The organism is Pseudarthrobacter chlorophenolicus (genome assembly GCF_000962805.1).
Classification (GTDB): domain Bacteria; phylum Actinomycetota; class Actinomycetes; order Actinomycetales; family Micrococcaceae; genus Arthrobacter; species Arthrobacter chlorophenolicus_A.
This window is the reverse complement of sequence record NZ_JZTW01000006.1, coordinates 23538-40854: the sequence shown is the minus strand read 5'-3', so window position 1 is coordinate 40854 and position 17317 is coordinate 23538. Positions and strand designations below refer to the sequence as shown.

Below are 17317 nucleotides of genomic sequence, written 5' to 3'. Positions count from 1 at the left end.
CACATTAAAGGAACCCCTCGTGACAACCACCGCCACGGCACCCCGCACCGACGCCACCTTCCAGGACGACCCCAACTGGTGGCGCCAGGCCTCCGTCTACCAGATCTACCCCCGCAGCTTCTCCGACTCCAACGGCGACGGCATCGGCGACCTCAACGGCATCACGGCCAAAGTCCCCTACCTGCAGGACCTGGGCATCGATGCCGTGTGGCTGAGTCCCTTCTACCCCTCTGCCCTCGCGGACGGCGGCTACGACGTGGACGACTACCGCAACGTCGACCCGCGGCTGGGCACGCTGGAGGACTTCGACCGGATGGCCAAGGCACTGCATGAGGCAGGCATCAAACTGATCGTGGACATCGTTCCCAACCACTCCTCGGACCGGCACGAGTGGTTCCGGGAAGCCCTGGCCGCGCCCAAGGGATCCCCCGCCCGCGAACGCTACATTTTCCGCGACGGGCTGGGCGAGACCGGTGACCTGCCGCCGTCGGACTGGAACTCCGTCTTCGGCGGCCCCGTGTGGGAGCGCATCACCGAACCGGACGGGACCCCGGGCCAGTGGTACATGCACATCTTCGCCAAGGAACAGCCCGACCTGAACTGGGACAACCAGGAGGTCCGTGACGACTTCCTGGCCACCCTCCGCTTCTGGTCCGACCGCGGCGTGGACGGCTTCCGCATCGACGTCGCCCACGCGCTCACCAAGAACCTGGAAGGAACACTGCCCTCCCAGGCAGACCTCGACGCCCGGGGCGAGGCGCTGTTCCTTGCCGGCGAGCACCCGTACTGGGACCGCAATGAAGTCCACGGGATCTACGCGGAGTGGCGCAAGCTGTTCAACGAATACAACCCTCCCCGCACCGCGGTGGCTGAGGCCTGGGTACACGTGGACCGCCGCGCGAGGTACGCCAGCCCCGAGGGGCTGGGCCAGGCCTTCAACTTCGACCTTCTGCAGGCCGACTTCGACGCCGCGCAGTTCCGCCGGACCGTCACCAAGAACCTCGCCGAGGCCGAAGCGTCCGGCGCCTCGTCCACCTGGGTCTTTTCCAACCACGACGTCGTCCGGCATGCCACCCGCTACGGGCTCCCCACCAGCGGGTCCTCGGCGGAGGGGGAGATCATGGCCGGCCAGGCCGGGAAGCGCTGGCTGCTTGAGGGCGGCCGGCAGGAAGACGTGGACATCGAGCTGGGACTGCGCCGCGCCCGCGCCGCGTCGCTGCTGATGTTCGCCCTCCCCGGATCCGCCTACCTGTACCAGGGCGAGGAGCTCGGCCTGCAGGAAGTCGGCAGCGAAATCCCGGACTCCGAACGCCAGGACCCGTCGTTCTTCCGCAACAGGGGCGTCGAAATCGGCCGCGACGGCTGCCGCGTCCCGCTGCCCTGGAGCGCAGGGGGCAGCTCCTTCGGGTTCGGTCCGGGCGGTTCCCACCTGCCGCAGCCCGAGTGGTTCGCCGGCGCCTCGGTGGAAGCCCAGGAAAACCGGGAGGACTCCACCCTGTCCCTCTACCGCCGTGCGCTGTCCCTGCGGTGGGAACTGCAGTCAGCCGAGACGCTGGAATGGCTGGAAACCGGGCGGGAGGACGTGCTGGCCTTCCGGCGGCCCAACGGCTGGACCTCGGTAACGAACTTCGGCACCGAGCCCTTCGCGCTGCCCGCCGGCCGCCTGCTGGTGGCCAGCTCTCCGGTGGACGGCGGCGAGCTGCCCGGCGCGGCCACCGCCTGGCTGCAGGCCTAGCCGTGGGGTTCGGGCTGGGGATCGACGTCGGCGGGACCTGGATCAAAGGGGCCGCCGTCGACCTTGGCAGCGGCCTCCCTGCCGGCGCCGTGCACCGCCTCCGCACACCGGAGGGCGGCACTGTGGAAGCCGTCGCGGACACCCTGGACCGGCTGCTCACTGAGCTCGAAACGCAGGCACCCGGATCTTCCAACCGGCCCGCCGGCGTCGCCATCCCCTCGATTGTCCGGGGCGGGGTGGCGGCGTCCGCAGCAAACATGGACGGCAGCTGGATCGGGCTGGATGTCCGGTCCTTCCTCGAGGCCCGGCTGGGACGAGCCGTGTGCGTGGTCAACGATGCAGACGCCGCTGGCCTGGCGGAAGTCCGTTACGGCGCGGGGCGGGACGTCTCCGGCACGGTGCTGGTCCTGACCCTGGGCACGGGCATCGGCTCGGCGCTCATCGTCGACGGGAGGCTGGTACCCAACCTCGAACTGGGCCACCTCGAACTCGCCGGCCACAAGGCGGAGACCCGCGCTTCCGCCGTCGCGCGCGAGGCAGCGGGGCTCGGCTGGCCGGAGTACGCCGGCAGATTGCAGCAGTACCTGGCGCATGTGGAGTTCCTCTTCTCACCGGACCTCATCATCCTGGGCGGCGGCATTTCGGCGTGCAGCAGCGAGTTCCTCCCCCGCCTTTCCCTGCGCACACCGGTCCGTCCCGCCGGCCTGGAAAACTCTGCGGGGGTGGTGGGCGCCGCCCTGTATGCGGCGGCCGGAAGGGAAGCGCTGGTCCTGCCATGAAGCCGTACCGAAGCAGTCCGCGCCGCCGGAGTGTGACGTGGCATACTTCGGTACAAACACCGGCTGCCGCTGACTGGGCGGTGCCGATGGAAGCCGGAAGGGGCCGTGGCATGCAGAAATCCGTCGGTGTGGAGGAACCCACCGCTGGGCAGGACAGCCGGGAAGTTGTGCTGGCCGCCCTGTCACAGGAACGTGCGGCAGGCTTGGCCGCGGACCCGTCGTTTGAGCGGCGGCTGGACCGGTACCTCCCGTTGCTCACCGGCCTGTTCCGTCCGCTGTACGGGACCCGGCCGGACTGGCAGGACCAGCTGGCGGCCCTGGTGGTCCTGGCTGCCCGGTCCTGGCAGGAGCGCGCCCCCGAACTCAAAGCCCTTGACGCGGAGCGGGAGGCGAACCCGCACTGGTTTCAGTCCAACGGCATGCTGGGCGGCGTCTGCTACGTGGACCGCTACGCGGAGAGCCTGGAAGGTGTGCGCAAGAGCATCCCCTACTTCAAGGAACTCGGCCTCACCTACCTGCACCTGATGCCGCTGTTCCTGGCACCTGAGCCGCATTCCGACGGCGGTTACGCCGTGTCCAGTTACCGGGAGGTCAACCCGAAGCTCGGCACGATGGAGCAGCTGCGCTCGCTGGCCGCCGAACTGCGCAGCAACGGCATCAGCCTGGTGGTGGACTTCATCTTCAACCACACCTCGGACGAACATGAGTGGGCCCGGAAAGCGGCCTCGGGAGACCCGGAGTTCAGCGACTACTACTGGATCTTCCCGGACCGGGCCATGCCGGACGCGTTCGAGCAGAACGTCCGGGAGATCTTCCCCGAGAACCACCCGGGGTCGTTCATCCGCATGGAGGACGGCCGCTGGGTGTGGGCCACGTTCCACACCTACCAGTGGGATTTGAACTACTCGAACCCGGACGTGTTCCGGGCCATGGCGGGCGAGATGCTGTTCCTGGCCAACCAGGGCGTGGACATCCTGCGCATGGACGCCGTGGCGTTCATCTGGAAGCAGCTGGGCACCACATGCGAGAACCTCCCCGAGGCCCACACGCTGCTCCGGGCCTTTAACGCGGTGTGCCGCCTCGCCGCGCCGTCGCTGCTGTTCAAGTCAGAGGCGATCGTGCACCCGGACGAGGTGGCGCTGTACATCGATCCCGCCGAATGCCAGCTTTCCTACAACCCGCTGCAGATGGCGCTCATCTGGGATTCCCTGGCCACCCGGGACGTCTCGCTCCTGGCCCAGGCTTTGAAGCGCCGGCACAACATCCCGGCCGGCACCGCCTGGGTTAACTACGTCCGCAGCCACGACGACATCGGGTGGACCTTCGCCGACGAGGACGCCGCGGAGCTGGGCATCAACGGCTTCGACCACCGCCGCTTCCTCAATTCGTTCTACGTCAACCGGTTCCCCGGCAGCTTCGCCCGCGGCGTTCCGTTCCAGGACAACCCCCGCACCGGGGACTGCAGGATTTCGGGTACGACGGCGTCGCTGTGCGGCCTGGAGGACAGCCCGGCGGAGGCGGTGGAACGGATCCTCCTGGCCCACTCGGTGCCGTTCAGCACCGGCGGCATCCCGTTGTTGTACCTCGGCGACGAGGTGGGGCAGGTCAACGACTACGCCTACGCCGGCGAACCCGGCCACGGGGAGGACAGCCGGTGGGTGCACCGCCCGCACTATCCGGCGGAGCAGTACGCCCGCAGAACTGACCCTTCCACGCCCGCGGGTGCGGTGTACGCGGGGCTGCGCCGGATGACCGAGGTCCGGGCCGGCACCCCTGAGCTGGCGGGCACGCAGCTGATCGACTTCGCCACGCACAACCGCTCGGTGTTGGCATACCAGCGGCCCGGCCCTTCTCCGGAAGGCCCCCGGGTGCTGGCCCTGGCCAACTTCAGCGACTCCGCCCAGGACCTGCCCGCGGAGACGTTCGGCGGGTTCGCCCCCGCCGCCGTCGACCTTCTTTCTGAGGCCGCGCTGCAGCTGGACGACGGCGTCACGCTCCTCCCCCGGCAGTACCTCTGGCTGCGCGTCACGCCGCAGTAATTGGGAGCTGGCCCCGCCGCGTGAAACCATACCCTTCATGCCCCAGAAGATTGCGTACCAGGGTGAGCCCGGCGCCAACTCCAATATTGCCTGCCAGCAGATGTTCCCGGATATGGACAGCGTCCCGTGCGCCAGCTTCGAGGATGCGTTCGAGCTCGTGTCCAGCGGCGAGGCGGACCTGGCCATGATCCCCATCGAGAACTCCATCGCCGGGCGGGTGGCGGACATCCACATCCTGCTGCCGCAATCCAACCTGCAGATCGTGGGCGAGTTCTTCCTCCCCATACACTTCGACCTGCTGGGCATCCCGGGCAGCACCATCGAAGCCGCCACCGAGGTCCACAGCCACATACACGCCCTGGGCCAATGCAGGAAGCTGATCCGTGAGCACGGCCTCAAACCCGTCATCGCCGGCGATACCGCAGGGTCCGCACGGGAAGTGGCTGAGTGGAATGATCCCCGCAAGCTTTCCCTCGCTCCCCCGCTGGCCGCGCAGATTTACGGCCTCGACGTGCTCGCCTCCAGGGTGGAGGATGATCCCTCCAACACCACCCGCTTCGTGGTGCTGGCCCGTGAAACGGCGCTGCCTGCCAGGGACGAACTTCCCGGCGCGGCAGTCACCAGCTTCGTGTTCCGTGTCCGCAACGTTCCGTCGGCCCTGTACAAGGCACTGGGCGGCTTCGCCACGAACGGAGTGAACATGACGCGGCTGGAAAGCTACATGGTGGGCGACGAGTTCGCGGCCACCATGTTCATGGCCGACGTCGAGGCGCACCCGGAGGACACTTCCCTGCGGCTGGCGCTGGAGGAACTGGACTTCTTCACCACTGAGGTGCGGATCCTCGGGGTGTACGCCGCGGCGGACCACCGGGCGGAACGCACCCCGGCGGCCTGACAGCCAGGGACAGGCGGCTGGCTGCCTTGAGTCAGACCTCCGCGCGCCGGCCCGCTGCCAGGAGAGGAGCGAAGAACTCCGCGAGCTCATCCACCGCACCGAGCGGCAGCACGTTCGCGACGTACTGGTCCGGGCGGACCACCACCACGGCGCCGCTGCGGTCGATGCCGCGCAGCTCAAAGATGTCCGCCTTGGGATCCGTGGCGTACACCTTCTCGTAGTCGGTGAGCTTGAACGGCCCCACCTGCGGTTTGAAGACCGCAGGCACGGCACCGATGTCGACGGCGGTGTGCGGCTGCTGGTAGATGACTTTCAGGTCGAACCACGCGTCCGGGTCGGCGTCCGGCGGCGTTGCGGCCAGCGGGGACTCCGGCGAAGCTGCGAACCACCCGGCGAGCGTGTCAGCGGCTGAGCCGGTACCCGGAAGGGCGGCGTCGGCGAAAACGTAGATCCGCCAGCGGCCGTCCGCGGTGGCGTGGTGGCCCAGGTGCAGGGGGTTGGTATCCCCCACCCGCACCACGGGGGCGGACTTGAAGCGCTTGCCCACGGGGAATCCGGCGGCCAGGTCCTGGTGGCCGGTGCCGCCAACGATCAGGGACGGCGTGTACTGCGTCATGAACCCGGCAGGGAATTCCGCCGTCTGTACGTAGAAGTCCTCCAGGTCAGAGGGGTGCTCGAACTCCTCCGGCTTCTTGGCCATCATGGTGGACCATTCCTTATCGAAATCGATGAGGTTCTTGGCCACCACCTGGCGTTCCTCAGAGTACGTGGTGAGCAGGCTCTCAGGGCTGCGGCCCTCGAGCACGTGGCCCAGCTTCCAGGCGATGTTGAAGCCGTCCTGCATTGACACGTTCATGCCCTGGCCGGCCTTGGCACTGTGCGTATGGCAGGCATCGCCGGTGATGAACACCCGGGGGGTCCGCGTGCCGCGCTCATCCGGCAGGACGTCGTCGAACCGGTCCGTAAGCCGGTGGCCCACCTCGTACACGCTGTGCCAGGCGACGTTCCGGACATCCAGCGTGTAGGGGTGCAGGATCGCGTTGGCCTTGGCGATGATCTGCTCGATGGTGGTCTCCCGGACCGAGTGCTGGCGGGTGGGGTCCACTTCGCCCAGGTCCACGTACATGCGGAACAGGTGGCCGCCTTCCCGCGGGATCAGCAGGATACTGCCTTCGGCGCCCTGGATGGCGCACTTGGTGCGGATGTCCGGGAAGTCTGTGACGGCCAGGGTGTCCATGACACCCCAGGCGTGGTTGGCCTGGTCGCCGGCGAGGGTGCAGCCGATGGCCTGGCGCACCTTGCTGCGGGCACCGTCCGCGCCCACCACGTACTTGGCGCGGACAGTCCGCTCCTGCCCTTCGCTGGGTCCGGCGGTGTGCCGGAGCGTCACGGTGACCGGGTAGTCGCCGCTGTCCGCAACCTCGAGGCCCTCGAACTCGTAGCCGAAATCGGGCGTGAGGCGCGTGGGTGAGTTCGCGGCGAACTCCGCGAAGTAGTCCAGGACGCGGGCCTGGTTCACGATCAGGTGGGGAAACTCGCTGATACCCATCTCGTCATCCACGGCCCGGGCAGACCGGACGATGTTCGCGTGGTTGGCGGGATCCGGCTTCCAGAAGGCCATTTCGGTGATGCGGTATGCCTCGGCGATGATCCGCTCCGCGAAGCCGAAGGCCTGGAAGGTCTCCACGCTCCGCGCCTGGATGCCGTCAGCCTGCCCAATGGCGAGCCGCCCGGGCCGGCGCTCGACGATGCGGGTAGTCACATTGGGGAACATGGACAGCTGCGCTGCGGCGAGCATGCCGGCGGGGCCGGTGCCCACGATGAGGACGTCCACTTCGTCGGGAAGTTCCTCGGGCCGGTTTAGGCCCACGCCGGCTGCGGGCTGGACACGGGGATCGCCGGATACATATCCGTGGTGGTGGAACTGCACGGGGTGACCTCACTTCATTGTGGGCGAATGGCCTGCTCATCATCTGGTGGAACAGGCTCATGGAATGTTCTATATGAGAACAAGACATTCGATAATAGAAACATCAGGACCGGATTCAACTGTACGCCGCACGTGACGCGGGCGACAAGTGCCGCGCGCCGCACCGTGGGAATCCCCCGCATTTACAGGGGTTGACGGGAGTCGCCCGATGAAGAATAGTGATCGTATATGATTTCGTACCTGATGAGGAGACGGTCTTGGAGCAGGTCAATGGCGACACCCTGGCAGCAGCCCGGAAGGTGATCGCAGTGCACATCAACTACCCCAGCCGGGCAGCCCAGCGGGGCCGCACCCCGGAGCAGCCGTCCTACTTCCTCAAGCCGTCCAGCTCGCTTTCCCTCAGTGGCGGCACCGTGGAGCGCCCTGCGGGCTGTGAACTGCTCGGCTACGAGGGCGAGATCGCCTTGGTGATCGGCAAGGCTGCCCGCCGCGTCAGCATCGAGAACGCCTGGAACCACGTCGCCGCTATCACCGCCAGCAATGACCTCGGCGTCTACGATCTGCGCTGGGCGGACAAGGGTTCCAACCTCCGCTCCAAAGGCGGCGACGGGTTCACCCCGGTGGGCCCGGCACTGATTCCGGCAGATGCCGTCGACCCCTCCCAGCTGCGCATCCGCACCTGGCACAACGGGGAGCTGGTGCAGGACGACACCACGGAAGACCTGCTCTTCCCGTTCGCCCGCCTGGTGGCCGACCTCTCCCAGCTCCTCACGCTCGAGGAGGGGGACATGATCCTCACCGGAACCCCTGCCGGCGCCTCCGTGGCGGTACCGGGCGACGTCCTGGAAGTGGAGGTTTCCACTGCCAACGGCGGCCTCACCACCGGGCGGTTGGTCACCACGGTGGAGGAAGGCACGACGGCGTTCGCGGACTTTGGTGCCCGGCCCAAGGTCGATGACCTGCAGCGGGAGGAAGCCTACGGCTCCCGCGCAGCAGCCGGTCTCGCCGCCGTCGGGCCTGCCCTCTCCCCCGAGCTGAAAGCAAAGCTTGAGTCCGTGGCAACGGCCACCCTGTCCTCCCAACTGCGCAAGCGCGGGCTGAATAACGTCAGCATCGACGGGCTGCAGGCCACCCGCCCGGACCGCAAGGTGGTAGGCCTGGCCCGGACCCTCCGCTACGTCCCCAACCGCGAAGACCTGTTCAAGACCCACGGCGGCGGCTTCAACGCCCAGAAGAAGGCCATCGACTCTGTCAACGACGGCGAAATCCTGGTCATGGAAGCCCGCGGCGAGAAGGGAACCGGCACCGTGGGCGACATCCTCGCCCTGCGGGCCCAGGTCCGCGGCGCGGCGGCCATCATCACCGACGGCGGCGTCCGCGACTTCACCGCTGTGGCCAACCTGGAGATGCCCACGTACTTCGCCAACCCGCACCCCGCCGTGCTGGGCCGCCGCCACATCCCGTGGGACACGGACATCACCATCGCCTGCGGCGGCGCCACGGTGCAGCCCGGGGACATCATCGTGGCCGACTCCGACGGCATCCTGGTCATCCCGCCGGCCATCGCCGAAGAACTCGTGGACGACTGCATCCGGCAGGAGAAGGAAGAAACCTTCATCTTCGAGATGGTCAAGCAGGGCAACAGCGTGGACGGCCTCTACCCCATGAACACTGAATGGCAGGCCCGGTACCAGGAGTGGGAAGCGGGAAACCACCATGACTGAGGCCACCATGGTTGCCGGCAGCAAGTCGGAGCAGGCCTACCAGGCGGTCAAGGCCCGCATTATCGAAGGCACGTACACCCCCGGCTACCGCCTGGTCCTGAGCATCATCGCCAAGGACCTCGGCGTCAGCGTAGTCCCCGTCCGTGAAGCCATCCGCCGTCTCGAGGCCGAGGGCCTGGTGACGTTCGAACGCAACGTCGGCGCCACCGTGGCAGGCATCGACCCCACCGAATACCTCTACACCATGCAGACCCTCAGCATCGTGGAAGGTGCAGCCACCGCGCTGTCCGCACCCCTGATCGACGGACCGGCCATCGCCCGGGCGCGCGCCATCAACGACGAGATGCGGGACTGCCTGGGCCACTTCGACCCCGTCCGGTTCACGAAACTCAACCAGGACTTCCACTCCGTCCTGTTTGAGCACTGCCCCAATCCGCACATCCTGGACCTGGTTCACCGCGGCTGGAACCGGCTCGCGGCGCTGCGGTCCTCTACTTTCCGTTTCGTTCCCGGCCGCGCACTTGGCTCCGTCGAAGAGCACGAAAACCTGCTGAAGCTTCTCGAAACCGGAGCAGACGCCGACACCATCGAAAAAGCTGCCCGCCAGCACCGCACCGCCACCCTGGACGCCTACCTCGCCCAAACCCGCTAGCACGCCCAGCACCAGTAAAGGACTTCAACGATGACGACCTCAACAGAAACTGCCAAGCACTACATTCCCGAGGACCTGCCCACCCACATCCAGCACTACATCAACGGCCAGTTCGTTGATTCCGTCGGTGGCAAGACCTTCGACGTCCTGGACCCGGTGTCCAACCGGAACTACGCCACCGCGGCGGCCGGCCAGAAGGAAGACATCGACCTGGCTGTTGCCGCCGCGCGTGAAGCGTTCATGAACGGTCCGTGGCCGAAGATGAAGCCGCGCGAGCGTGCCCGGGTGCTGAACAGGATCGCGGACGCCGTCGAAGCCCAGGAAGCCCGCCTCGCCGAACTCGAAACCTTCGACACCGGCCTGCCCATCACCCAGGCCAAGGGCCAGGCCCTCCGCGCCGCCGAGAATTTCCGGTTCTTCGCGGACCTGATCGTGGCCCAGTTCGACGACGCCATGAAGGTCCCCGGCTCGCAGATCAACTACGTGAACCGCAAGCCCATTGGCGTCGCCGGCCTCATCACCCCGTGGAACACCCCGTTCATGCTGGAGTCCTGGAAGCTCGCCCCGGCCCTGGCCACCGGCAACACTGTGGTCCTCAAGCCCGCCGAGTTCACCCCGCTCTCGGCTTCCCTGTGGGCCACCATCTTCAAGGACGCCGGCTTGCCCGACGGCGTGTTCAACCTGGTCAACGGGCTCGGTGAAGAGGCGGGCGACGCGCTGGTCAAGCACCCGGACGTTCCGTTGATCTCCTTCACCGGCGAGACCACCACGGGCCAGACGATCTTCCGCAACGCCGCCGCGAACCTCAAGGGCCTCTCCATGGAGCTTGGCGGCAAGTCCCCCTGCGTCGTCTTCGCCGATGCAGACCTGGACGCCGCCATTGACTCCGCGCTGTTCGGCGTTTTCTCCCTCAACGGCGAGCGCTGCACCGCTGGCTCCCGCATCCTGGTGGAGCGCGCCATCTACGACGAGTTCTGCGGGAAGTACGCCGCCCGGGCAAAGAACATCGTGGTGGGCGATCCCCACGACCCCAAGACGCAGGTGGGCGCCCTGGTCCACCCGGAGCACTACGAGAAGGTTGCCTCCTACGTGGAGATCGGCAAGTCCGAGGGCCGGCTCCTGGCCGGCGGCGGCCGACCCGAGCACCTGCCCGAAGGCAACTACATCGCACCTACGGTGTTCGCCGACGTCGCACCCGACGCCCGGATCTTCCAGGAGGAAATCTTCGGACCCGTCGTGGCCATCACCCCGTTCGAGAACGACGACGAGGCCCTCGCCCTGGCCAACAACACCAAGTACGGCCTGGCGGCCTACATCTGGACCCAGAACCTGACCCGGGCCCACAACTTCTCGCAGAACGTCGAGGCCGGCATGGTGTGGCTGAACAGCCACAACGTCCGCGACCTGCGCACCCCGTTCGGCGGCGTCAAGGCCTCGGGCCTGGGCCACGAGGGCGGCTACCGCTCCATCGACTTCTACACCGACCAGCAGGCCGTGCACATCACCCTCGGCTCCGTACACACCCCCAAGTTCGGCGCCTGACCATCACCAGCAGCCCAACTAGGTCGCAATTGATGTCGTTATGGACCCTCAAAACGACATCTACTGCTACCTAGTTGGGACACCACAAGAGTCACCTTTCAAAGAAGAGAGAATCCCATGACCAACTTCGTTCCCACCCCCACCGTTCCGGCTCCGGATATCGTTCGCTGCGCGTACATGGAAATCGTGGTCACGGACCTTGCCAGGTCCCGCGCGTTCTACGTAGACGTCCTGGGCCTGCACGTCACCGAAGAAGACGAGAACAACATCTACCTGCGGTCCCTGGAGGAGTTCATCCACCACAACCTGCTGCTGCGCAAGGGACCGGTGGCCGCCGTCGCCGCTTTCGCCTACCGCGTGAAGTCCCCCGCCGAGGTGGACGCCGCCGAGGCCTACTACCGCGAGCTCGGCTGCCGGGTGGAGCGCCGCAGGGACGGCTTCACCAAGGGCATCGGCGACTCCGTCCGCGTCGAGGACCCGCTGGGCTTCCCCTACGAGTTCTTCTACGAGACCGAACACGTGGAACGCCTCACCCAGCGCTACGACCTCTACTCCGCCGGTGAACTGGTGCGCCTGGACCACTTCAACCAGGTCACCCCGGACGTCCCCAAGGGCCGCAAGTACCTGGAGGACCTCGGCTTCCGCGTCTCCGAGGACATCAAGGATTCCGACGGCGTCACGTACGCCGCGTGGATGCACCGCAAGCAGACCGTGCACGACACCGCCCTGACCGGCGGCAACGGCCCGCGCATGCACCACGTCGCGTTCGCCACGCACGAGAAGCACAACATCATCCAGATCTGCGACAAGATGGGCGCCCTGCGCATCAGCGACCGGATCGAACGCGGCCCCGGCCGGCACGGCGTGTCCAACGCGTTCTACCTCTACATCCTGGACCCGGACGGCCACCGCATCGAGATCTACACCCAGGACTACTACACCGGCGACCCGGACAACCCCACCATCACCTGGGACGTCCACGACAACCAGCGCCGCGACTGGTGGGGAAACCCCGTGGTCCCGTCCTGGTACACCGAAGCGTCACTGGTCCTGGACCTCGACGGCAACCCGCAGCCGGTCATCGAACGCGAAGAAAAGTCCGAGATGGCCGTGACCGTGGGTGCCGACGGCTTCTCCTACACCCGCAAGACCGACGGCCCAGGGGCTGAATCCCAGGGTTTCAAGCTGGGAGCGCAGGTCTGACCGATGCTGGAGCCGACGACGATCGAAGCCATCGCGGACGAGCTGCTGGAAGCCGCCCGGACCCGCACCCCTGTCCCCCGCCTGACGTCCCGCTATCCGGACATGACGGTGGAGGACTCCTACGCCGTCCAGCAGTTGTGGCGCCGCCGCAACGAGGAAGCCGGGCGGACCCTGGTGGGGCGCAAGATCGGCCTCACGTCCAAGGCCATGCAGGCCGCCACCGGCATCACCGAACCGGACTACGGCGCCATCTTCGATGACATGGTGCTGGAAACCGGCTGCTCCGTGGAGTGGGACCGCTACACCCACCCGCGCGTGGAGGTGGAGCTGGCCTTCGTGTTGAAGGACGGCCTCAAAGGCCCCGGCTGCACCATCTTCGATGTCCTGAGGGCCACCGACTACGTGGTTCCGGCCCTTGAAATCCTGGATTCCCGGATCGAGATGGAGGGCCGGACCATCGTGGACACCATTTCGGACAACGCAGCCATGGGCGCGATGGTGATTGGTGGCCGCCCCGTGAAACCGAACGCCGTGGACCTCCGCTGGGTCTCGGCCATCCTCTACAAGAACCAGACCGTGGAGGAAACGGGTGTGGCCGCCGGTGTCCTGGACCACCCCGCCAACGGCGTCCACTGGCTCGTCAACAAGATCGCAGCCCACGGAGACTCCCTGAAAGCCGGCGACATCATCCTCGCCGGGTCCTTCACCCGGCCCCTCTGGGCCTACAAGGGCGATACCGTCCACGCCGACTACGGCCCCCTGGGGAGCGTGACATGCCGCTTCGAATAGACCACACCTTCCGGGACGCCCTGGCCGCACAAGCCCTCGCTGCGCAAAAGGGTGAAGCAGGCCGGCCGCTCGCGGGGATGTGGGTGTGTTCGGGCAGCCCGCTGATCGCCGAACTCTGCGCCGGGTCCGGCCTGGACTGGCTGCTGGTGGATGCCGAACACAGCCCCAACGGGCTCGAATCCATCCTCGCCCAACTGCAGGCCATCCACGGCTACCCGGTCCACACCCTGGTCCGGCCCCCGGTCAACGACACCGTGGTGATCAAGCAGTACCTGGACCTTGGCGTGCAGAACCTGCTGATCCCCATGGTCAACTCCGTGGCCGAGGCCGAAGCCGCCGTGGCCGCCACGCGTTACCCGCCACAGGGCGTCCGCGGGGTGGGGTCCGCCCTGGCCCGCGCCGCACGGTGGAACCGCGTCCCCGACTACCTGGCCCGCGCCAACGAAACCATCAGCGTCACCGTCCAGATCGAATCCACCGCCGCCGTTGAGGCGGTGAAGGACATCCTGAAGGTCGAAGGCGTGGACGCCGTGTTCATCGGCCCGTCAGACCTCGCAGCCTCCATGGGCCTGCTGGGACAACAGGAACACCCGGAGGTGCGCGCCGCCGTCGAGCACTGCCTCGCTGCTGCCAAAGCAGCCGGAAAGCCGGCAGGCGTCAACGCCTTCAACCCGGACACCGCCCAGCATTACCTCGACAACGGAGCTGACTTCATCCTGGTGGGTGCCGACGTCGCCCTCCTGGCCAGGGGCTCCGAAGCCCTCGCCGCCAAATACATCAAGCCCGGCGGCGAAACCCAGGCCAGCTATTGACCAACGGGCCGGCACGATAATGCCGGCACAGGTCAGCCAACCCGGGTGTAACTGATTTCCGTCTCTCCGGCCGGGCCGCCGGGGAGTGTCACATATGTGCCCTGCGCCCTGCTGGCTGTTTCCGCGAAGTCTTCCGGGTGCGAGACGTAGCTGCCCTGGGGGCGCGGTGTAGCCTCCGCCCCGGCGGGCATGGTGACGTAGCTCCCGCCGCGGGGGACGGCGGTGGCGTCGGTTGCGCCGGCTTCAATGAGGTAGGACTGCAAAGTCATGGTGCTCTCCTGCGTTTCTGGGTGGGGGCGCCCATTACCCACTTCGCCTGCGGTTTGGGGGCAGGAGGAAGCGTGGTTTTCGCTGGTGGGTATGCGGTGCGTTTGCCTGGATCCGGGGAGGAATCACCCGGCAGTCCTGTCAGGACTTCGCCGGCCTGCCGTCGATTCTAGAGCTTAATATGAGCAGTTCACAATAACTTTTTGTGGATGACGCAGAATTTTCGATTGTTGCCTTATCTGCCGGCAGGACGGTGACCGTGCCGGCGTCCCCGTCCACCAGGACCTGCTGTCCGGTGGTGAGCCGTTGCGTGGCCACCCCGGTGCCCAGGACAGCGGGGATGCCGTACTCGCGGGCCACGATGGAGCTGTGGCTCAGCGGGCCGCCCACATCAGTCACCACCGCCGAGGCCATGGCAAAGAGCGATGTCCAGGCAGGCGTGGTTATCCGTGCCACCAGGACGTCCCCTGGCCGCATCTGGCCGAAATCCTGGGGACCGGACAGCACCCGGGCCGGGGCGCTGACCCGTCCCGGGCTCGCTCCGACGCCCTTGATGACATCGCCGCTCTGGTGCTGCGATCCGGCCGGCATCCACGAGCCGAAGGACCGCTCCATCCACCGGCTCTCCGGAAGCATCTGCGGGGCAGCGGCCCTCGCCTGTCCACGCCACAGCATCCGGCGCTCCTCCACGGCGTCGGCACGGACGGGGCGGGCCGTTCCGGTGATGGCCACAGCGGCAGCACCGGATGCCTGCGTGCCGGGCGCGGCGAGGCCGAACTCCACGGCGCTGCGCAGTTCCTGAAACCTCAGCCAGAACACATCATCCGGAGCAGCGATGACCGAAGATGCCACCAGCCGGCGCCCGAGTTCACGGAGCAACCGGCGAAGCACTGGCCAGGCGAGGCCGACGTCGGCGAGTGCGTCTTCCCGGATTGGCGCGGTCTCCTGGGCCCATCGAAGCAGCCGGTGGAAAACGGCACGACGGCGTGGCCCCAGGCGCGCCGCCGCGTCACGGGTCAGCTCCTCCCGGCGTTCGGTCATCAGGCGCTGCCGTTCGTGCGGATCCGTGCCCTGGCCGCGGAGGTAGAACTTCACGGTATCCAGCAGGGCAGACGGGTCGTCGGCCGGCACCGGGGTGGCGAAGTCCAGGTTGTAGACGGCGTGGCCGTAGAGATCCAGGTGCTCCTGGAACGTGAACCGCCACTCCTGCCACAGGACGTCGTCCACCCCCGCCGGCGTGGAACCGGTGCGCTGGCACTCGGCGAGTTCCGCCGTCGGCCGTTCCAGTAAGACCGCCGTGAGCCCGGGATCGCTGCGTGCCCAGACGGCAAGGTCCCAGAGCGATTTCTCGGCGCGGATGGGCTCACTGTCGAAGCCGAGGAGCAGTGCCTGCGCGGGGGGATCCCCGTCCCGCCGGACCAGCTTGTCGTAGAACGCCCGGAAGGACAGTTCGCTCGTGGCGGCGAGCGGGATGATGGACTGCACGGCGGTGTAGTAGACGGTCCCCGCATCCAGCAGCGTCTGCACGCCGGCCAGCAGGTCCCCGCCGGACAGCTCCTGCAGCGGCTTCGCAGCCCAGTCCTTGACCACCCGCTGGTAATTGGGGTGCGAGTACTCCCGCCAGCCGGCCACGCCCATGTGCGCTTCGCCGCGGAACAGTGCCCGGAAGGCCGCCGGCGATTTGGCCATCATCCGCCACATGCCGGAGTTTCGATAGTAGTAGTAGGCGTACCCGTTGACGGTGGGCAGCCGGACGTCACCCTCGCGGACGGCGTTCTTGCCCACCGCTCCGGCCAACAGCGCCTGCAGGGACCTCGCCACGGAGCCGTCGATGAGGTCCGCGAACAGTGGTGTCAGCGGGTCCGGCAACTGCTCCACGATGCTGGCCCGGAAGTACATGCCCTTCGGGTAGGGCAGGGGCCAGGTGCCCGGGATGTCGGCCGACGGCTCCGGCAAGGCGGTGATGGGGCGGGACTGCAGGATGAAGAAAGTGCCGCCGGCACGCGCCCACTCGACATCCTGCGGCACCCCGAAGTGCCCCGCAATCCGCCTGCCCAAGGCGGCCAGTTCGGCAACCGCGGAATCGTCCAGGACGGGCGCTCGACGGCGGGCTGCCGCCACCGGCTGCTCCCGGGTCCCGTCCTGCGCGTACACGGTCATCACGGATTTGTCGGCCGTCTGCCGGGAGAGCACCTTCCCCGTGGCCATCTCCACCACCATGTCATCGGTGCTGACGGTCCCGCTGACCACCGATTCCCCGAGTCCCCAGGCGGCACTGATCACCGCTTGGTCCCGCCGGCCGTTCGCGGGGTTGGCGGTGAACATCACCCCGGCCGCCTCGGCTTCAACCATCTGCTGGACCACGACGGCGAGCCGCACCTGGCCGGGCAGCACGCCTTCGCGGGCCCGGTACGCCATGGCCCGCGAAGTCCAGAGCGAGGCCCAGCAGCCGATGACAGCTGCCTGGAGCGCCTCGAAGCCACGGACATTCAGGTAGGTGTCCTGCTGCCCGGCGAAGCTGGCCGACGCCAGGTCCTCCGCGGTGGCCGACGAGCGCACCGCCACCGGGACGTCCGCTCCGCCGAGGAGCCCGTAGGCGCCGGCGAGCTCGTCCCGCATCACGTCCGGCAGGGTGCCACCCGTGAACAGGGCACGGATCCGGTCCGAGGCAGCCGCATAGTCACCGGGCGCGGCGTCCGGGGACACCGCGGCCAGGCGCTGGATTTCGTCCTGGAGGCCGTTGGCGTTGACGAATTCGGCGTAGGCAGTGGTGCCCAGCACGAATCCCGGCGGAACCGGCAGCCCGGCCCGGATGAGCCCGGCAAGGCCCACGGCCTTGCCGCCGGCAGCGTCCAGACCGCCGTTTCCCACATCGCTGAGACCGTTGATGTATGGCATGACCGCACGTCCTTGCTGCCCGGAGGGGGCGGTGCCGTGAACCTGATCCTCA

13 protein-coding genes are annotated in these 17317 nt (G+C 67.5%); 10 read left to right on the top strand and 3 right to left on the bottom strand.

The window, feature by feature from the left end; translation table 11 throughout:
- Positions 1 to 19: 19 nt before the first annotated feature.
- The 4 genes from UC32_RS07985 (at position 20) to UC32_RS07970 (ending at position 5448) form a co-directional block, all read left to right on the top strand.
- On the top strand, positions 20 to 1735 hold the full coding sequence (locus tag UC32_RS07985) for a glycoside hydrolase family 13 protein (RefSeq protein ID WP_045730707.1): 1716 nt from the start codon (positions 20 to 22) through the stop codon (positions 1733 to 1735).
- 2 nt (positions 1736 to 1737) lie between these two features.
- Positions 1738 to 2514: a polyphosphate--glucose phosphotransferase gene (gene ppgK / locus UC32_RS07980; protein WP_082071991.1), complete on the top strand. Its 777-nt coding sequence runs from the start codon at positions 1738 to 1740 to the stop codon at positions 2512 to 2514.
- A 110-nt stretch (positions 2515 to 2624) separates the two neighbouring features.
- A complete protein-coding gene (locus UC32_RS07975; RefSeq protein WP_045730706.1) occupies positions 2625 to 4553 on the top strand; it encodes an amylosucrase in 1929 nt (642 codons plus the stop codon).
- 37 nt (positions 4554 to 4590) lie between these two features.
- On the top strand, positions 4591 to 5448 hold the full coding sequence (locus UC32_RS07970) for a prephenate dehydratase (RefSeq protein ID WP_045730705.1): 858 nt from the start codon (positions 4591 to 4593) through the stop codon (positions 5446 to 5448).
- 31 nt (positions 5449 to 5479) lie between these two features.
- Here UC32_RS07970 and UC32_RS07965 read toward each other — a convergent pair whose 3' ends face one another.
- The gene (locus UC32_RS07965) at positions 5480 to 7378 is read right to left on the bottom strand and encodes an FAD-binding monooxygenase (RefSeq protein WP_045730704.1); all 1899 of its coding nucleotides are present in this window, start codon (positions 7376 to 7378) and stop codon (positions 5480 to 5482) included.
- 257 nt (positions 7379 to 7635) lie between these two features.
- Between UC32_RS07965 and UC32_RS07960 the strand changes: the two genes are divergently transcribed.
- The 6 genes from UC32_RS07960 to UC32_RS07935 all read left to right on the top strand — a co-directional run bounded on the left by UC32_RS07960 (position 7636) and on the right by UC32_RS07935 (position 14100).
- Complete coding sequence (locus tag UC32_RS07960; protein ID WP_045730840.1) at positions 7636 to 9102, top strand: fumarylacetoacetate hydrolase family protein; 1467 nt, start codon at positions 7636 to 7638, stop codon at positions 9100 to 9102.
- Entirely contained in the window at positions 9095 to 9754 is a 660-nt protein-coding gene (locus UC32_RS07955; protein ID WP_045730703.1) for a GntR family transcriptional regulator, read from the top strand. The genes UC32_RS07960 and UC32_RS07955 overlap by 8 nt, the downstream gene beginning before the upstream one ends.
- A gap of 30 nt (positions 9755 to 9784) precedes the next feature.
- Complete coding sequence (gene hpaE, locus UC32_RS07950; RefSeq protein WP_045730702.1) at positions 9785 to 11296, top strand: 5-carboxymethyl-2-hydroxymuconate semialdehyde dehydrogenase; 1512 nt, start codon at positions 9785 to 9787, stop codon at positions 11294 to 11296.
- Positions 11297 to 11413: 117 nt separating this feature from the next.
- Positions 11414 to 12499, top strand: a complete 1086-nt coding sequence (hpaD, locus tag UC32_RS07945; protein WP_045730701.1) for a 3,4-dihydroxyphenylacetate 2,3-dioxygenase — start codon at positions 11414 to 11416, stop codon at positions 12497 to 12499.
- Positions 12500 to 12502: 3 nt separating this feature from the next.
- Positions 12503 to 13288 carry a 2-oxo-hept-4-ene-1,7-dioate hydratase gene (hpaH, locus tag UC32_RS07940; RefSeq protein ID WP_045730700.1) on the top strand — a complete coding sequence of 262 codons (786 nt, stop codon included), beginning with the start codon at positions 12503 to 12505 and terminating at the stop codon, positions 13286 to 13288.
- Positions 13273 to 14100, top strand: coding sequence for an HpcH/HpaI aldolase family protein (locus UC32_RS07935; protein ID WP_200896350.1), 828 nt, complete (start codon positions 13273 to 13275; stop codon positions 14098 to 14100). Before hpaH ends, UC32_RS07935 begins: the two co-directional genes overlap by 16 nt.
- Positions 14101 to 14132: 32 nt before the next feature.
- On the opposite strand, the gene UC32_RS07930 is transcribed toward UC32_RS07935, so the two are convergent.
- Entirely contained in the window at positions 14133 to 14369 is a 237-nt protein-coding gene (locus UC32_RS07930) for a hypothetical protein (protein ID WP_045730698.1), read from the bottom strand.
- A 139-nt stretch (positions 14370 to 14508) separates the two neighbouring features.
- Positions 14509 to 17265 carry a PEP/pyruvate-binding domain-containing protein gene (locus UC32_RS07925; RefSeq protein WP_045730697.1) on the bottom strand — a complete coding sequence of 919 codons (2757 nt, stop codon included), beginning with the start codon at positions 17263 to 17265 and terminating at the stop codon, positions 14509 to 14511.
- Positions 17266 to 17317 lie beyond the last annotated feature (52 nt).